Origin of the sequence: Agromyces sp. NPDC058110, assembly GCF_042884735.1 — a bacterium.
Classification (GTDB): Bacteria; Actinomycetota; Actinomycetes; order Actinomycetales; family Microbacteriaceae; genus Agromyces.
On sequence record NZ_JBHVTI010000010.1, the window covers coordinates 2501 to 5816 of the forward strand.

Consider the following 3316-nt stretch of genomic DNA (forward strand, 5'->3'; position numbering starts at 1 on the left):
CCGCTCAGGGTTAGTCGGGACCTAAGCCGAGGCCGAAAGGCGTAGGCGATGGACAACAGGTTGATATTCCTGTACCACCTATACATCGTTTGAACGATGGGGGGACGCAGAAGGATAGGGTAAGCGCGCTGTTGGATATGCGCGTCCAAGCAGTTAGGCCGGAAACGAGGCAAATCCCGTTTCCATTAAGGCGGAGCTGTGATGGCGAGGGAAATATAGTACCGAAGTTCCTGATTCCACGCTGCCAAGAAAAGCCTCTAGTGAGATGTAAGGTGCCCGTACCGCAAACCGACACAGGTAGGCGAGGAGAGAATCCTAAGGTGTGCGAGAGAACTCTCGTTAAGGAACTCGGCAAAATGACCCCGTAACTTCGGGAGAAGGGGTGCTTTTTAGGGTGAATAGCCCAGAAAAGCCGCAGTGAATAGGCCCAGGCGACTGTTTAGCAAAAACACAGGTCTCTGCGAAGCCGCAAGGCGAAGTATAGGGGCTGACACCTGCCCGGTGCTGGAAGGTTAAGGGGAGAGGTTAGCGCAAGCGAAGCTTTGAACCGAAGCCCCAGTAAACGGCGGCCGTAACTATAACGGTCCTAAGGTAGCGAAATTCCTTGTCGGGTAAGTTCCGACCCGCACGAAAGGTGTAACGATCTGGGCACTGTCTCAACGAGAGACTCGGTGAAATTATAGTACCTGTGAAGATGCAGGTTACCCGCGACAGGACGGAAAGACCCCGTGGAGCTTTACTGCAGCCTGATATTGAATTTTGGTACAGCTTGTACAGGATAGGTAGGAGCCTGAGAAGCCGGAGCGCCAGCTTCGGTGGAGGCGTTGGTGGGATACTACCCTGGCTGTATTGAAATTCTAACCCGCGCCCCTTATCGGGGTGGGAGACAGTGTCAGGTGGGCAGTTTGACTGGGGCGGTCGCCTCCTAAAGAGTAACGGAGGCGCCCAAAGGTTCCCTCAGAATGGTTGGAAATCATTCGTAGAGTGTAAAGGCACAAGGGAGCTTGACTGCGAGACCTACAAGTCGAGCAGGGACGAAAGTCGGGCTTAGTGATCCGGTGGTTCCGCATGGAAGGGCCATCGCTCAACGGATAAAAGCTACCCCGGGGATAACAGGCTTATCTCCCCCAAGAGTCCACATCGACGGGGAGGTTTGGCACCTCGATGTCGGCTCATCGCATCCTGGGGCTGTAGTCGGTCCCAAGGGTTGGGCTGTTCGCCCATTAAAGCGGTACGCGAGCTGGGTTCAGAACGTCGTGAGACAGTTCGGTCCCTATCCGTCGCGGGCGCAGGAAATTTGAGAGGAGCTGTCCTTAGTACGAGAGGACCGGGATGGACGCACCGCTGGTGTACCAGTTGTCTTGCCAAAGGCATAGCTGGGTAGCTACGTGCGGACGGGATAAGTGCTGAAAGCATCTAAGCATGAAGCCCCCCTCAAGATGAGATTTCCCATGGCGCAAGCTAGTAAGATCCCTGAAAGATGATCAGGTTGATAGGTCAGAGGTGGAAGCATGGTGACATGTGGAGCTGACTGATACTAATAGATCGAGGACTTAACCAACGCTTTTTAAAAAATGAAATACCTTCTTATTATCTAGTTTTGAAGGAACAACGTTCCTTATATGTTTGGTGGCGATAGCGAAGAGGTCACACCCGTTCCCATTCCGAACACGGCAGTTAAGCTCTTCAGCGCCGATGGTAGTTGGGGGTTTCCCCCTGTGAGAGTAGGACGCCGCCAAGCAGTTATATATGGAGGATTAGCTCAGCTGGGAGAGCATCTGCCTTACAAGCAGAGGGTCGGCGGTTCGATCCCGTCATCCTCCACCATTTTACACTTGCCGGTGTAGCTCAACTGGTAGAGCAACTGACTTGTAATCAGTAGGTTGGGGGTTCAAGTCCTCTTGCCGGCACCATTTTCATACAAGCTTTATATAGCATATATAAATAGTTTATATGAGCCATTAGCTCAGTTGGTAGAGCATCTGACTTTTAATCAGAGGGTCGAAGGTTCGAATCCTTCATGGCTCACCATTTTATTATGCGGGTGTGGCGGAATTGGCAGACGCACCAGACTTAGGATCTGGCGCCGCAAGGCGTGGGGGTTCAAGTCCCTTCACCCGCATGTTCGCGGAAGTAGTTCAGTGGTAGAATACAACCTTGCCAAGGTTGGGGTCGCGGGTTCGAATCCCGTCTTCCGCTCCACTATTTATTTATGCCGGGGTGGCGGAACTGGCAGACGCACAGGACTTAAAATCCTGCGGTAGGTGACTACCGTACCGGTTCGATTCCGGTCCTCGGCACCATCTTAATATGCGCCCGTAGCTCAATTGGATAGAGCATCTGACTACGAATCAGAAGGTTGTAGGTTCGACTCCCGCCGGGCGCACCATATTTTTATCGGGAAGTAGCTCAGCTTGGTAGAGCACTTGGTTTGGGACCAAGGGGTCGCAGGTTCGAATCCTGTCTTCCCGACCATTATTTTTTTGGGGCCTTAGCTCAGCTGGGAGAGCGCCTGCCTTGCACGCAGGAGGTCAGCGGTTCGATCCCGCTAGGCTCCACCAAAAAAACTTGACAAGCCGTTTTGGCTTTGTTATGATATGAAAGTTGATTCTTTAAGAAGAGTCAAATTGCTCTTTGAAAACTGAACAAAACAAAGCGCCAACGTTAAATTTTAAGTGAGCACACACTATCAAAAAAGCAAATGAGCAAGTCAAACATTTCTTCGGAGAGTTTGATCCTGGCTCAGGACGAACGCTGGCGGCGTGCCTAATACATGCAAGTCGAGCGAATCGATGGGAGCTTGCTCCCTGAGATTAGCGGCGGACGGGTGAGTAACACGTGGGCAACCTGCCTATAAGACTGGGATAACTTCGGGAAACCGGAGCTAATACCGGATACGTTCTTTTCTCGCATGAGAGAAGATGGAAAGACGGTTTACGCTGTCACTTATAGATGGGCCCGCGGCGCATTAGCTAGTTGGTGAGGTAATGGCTCACCAAGGCGACGATGCGTAGCCGACCTGAGAGGGTGATCGGCCACACTGGGACTGAGACACGGCCCAGACTCCTACGGGAGGCAGCAGTAGGGAATCTTCCGCAATGGACGAAAGTCTGACGGAGCAACGCCGCGTGAACGAAGAAGGCCTTCGGGTCGTAAAGTTCTGTTGTTAGGGAAGAACAAGTACCAGAGTAACTGCTGGTACCTTGACGGTACCTAACCAGAAAGCCACGGCTAACTACGTGCCAGCAGCCGCGGTAATACGTAGGTGGCAAGCGTTGTCCGGAATTATTGGGCGTAAAGCGCGCGCAGGTGGTTC

9 tRNA genes and 3 rRNA genes (1 of these 12 only partly in view) are annotated in these 3316 nt (G+C 52.5%); all 12 read left to right on the top strand.

From position 1 onward, the window contains the following. Window positions 1–1561: ribosomal RNA gene (locus tag ACFVS8_RS19510) — 23S ribosomal RNA — on the top strand; it begins 1371 nt to the left of the window's first position. Window positions 1562–1625: 64 nt separating this feature from the next. Further along, window positions 1626–1741: ribosomal RNA gene (gene rrf / locus ACFVS8_RS19515) — 5S ribosomal RNA — on the top strand. Between the two features lie 10 nt (window positions 1742–1751). Next, window positions 1752–1827 (top strand) — tRNA-Val (locus tag ACFVS8_RS19520). A 10-nt stretch (window positions 1828–1837) separates the two neighbouring features. After that, a tRNA-Thr gene (locus ACFVS8_RS19525) sits at window positions 1838–1913 on the top strand. Window positions 1914–1955: 42 nt separating this feature from the next. Then, a tRNA-Lys gene (locus tag ACFVS8_RS19530) sits at window positions 1956–2031 on the top strand. Between the two features lie 9 nt (window positions 2032–2040). Next, a tRNA-Leu gene (locus tag ACFVS8_RS19535) sits at window positions 2041–2122 on the top strand. Between the two features lie 5 nt (window positions 2123–2127). Beyond that, window positions 2128–2202: transfer RNA gene (locus ACFVS8_RS19540), tRNA-Gly, on the top strand. Between the two features lie 12 nt (window positions 2203–2214). Further along, a tRNA-Leu gene (locus tag ACFVS8_RS19545) sits at window positions 2215–2303 on the top strand. 9 nt (window positions 2304–2312) lie between these two features. Beyond that, window positions 2313–2389: transfer RNA gene (locus tag ACFVS8_RS19550), tRNA-Arg, on the top strand. Between the two features lie 9 nt (window positions 2390–2398). Then, window positions 2399–2475: transfer RNA gene (locus ACFVS8_RS19555), tRNA-Pro, on the top strand. 10 nt (window positions 2476–2485) lie between these two features. Beyond that, window positions 2486–2561, top strand: a tRNA-Ala gene (locus ACFVS8_RS19560). Between the two features lie 158 nt (window positions 2562–2719). Continuing rightward, window positions 2720–3316, top strand: a 16S ribosomal RNA gene (locus tag ACFVS8_RS19565); the annotation flags it as partial.